We start from the raw sequence: 664 nt of genomic DNA, 5'->3' as shown, positions 1-664 counted from the left end.
TGCTGGGCACGTCACTGTCGGCTGACATCGATTTGGGCAACGGGGCGGTACGGACCTTCAGCACCTACGTGTTCGGTGGCTACGACACCGGTCAGCTGAGCGGCCAGTACACCTATACGCTGGAACTGGGAAGCTGGCTGTCGTTTCTGGAAGAGAACCAGAACAGCCGGATCTTCCAGAACCTGACGGTGCCGCAGATCGTTGAGCAGGTGTTTCAGGGACATGGGCGCACCGACTACCGCCTCGAGCTGGAAGGTGCGTATGACGTGCGCGAGTACTGCGTGCAATTCCAGGAAACCGACCTGAACTTCGTCAAGCGGTTGCTGGAAGACGAAGGGATCTACTTCTGGGTCGAGCACGAGACGGACCGTCACGTGGTGGTGTTGTCCGACACGCAGCGTTTTTCCGACCAGCCGTCGCCGTACGGGCAGCTCCAGTACTTGCCGGACGGTGAGGAAGCGCGAGCTATCCAGGGCCGGGAAGGGGTACAGCGGCTTCAGCGAACCCGACGTGTGCGGTCGAACAACGTTGCGTTGCGCGACTTCAACTACCTGACGCCGTCGAATCGTCTGGACAGCGATGCGCAGATGCAGCCTGAGCCGGCGCTGTCGGGCGTCCAGCTGGAGTACTACGACTATGCGGCGGGCTACCAGGACGAGCAGAC

The 664-nt window shown here is 61.3% G+C and carries 1 pseudogene; it reads left to right on the top strand.

Features of this window, described 5'->3' with window-relative positions:
• A pseudogene (vgrG, locus tag HWX36_RS37535) lies at positions 1–664 on the top strand (type VI secretion system tip protein VgrG); the annotation flags it as partial.

The sequence above is a fragment of the Burkholderia sp. BCC0405 genome (assembly GCF_902833075.1).
GTDB lineage: Bacteria > Pseudomonadota > Gammaproteobacteria > Burkholderiales > Burkholderiaceae > Burkholderia.
Note: the sequence above shows the minus strand (reverse complement) of the source record. Positions and strands in the feature narration are given on the sequence as shown.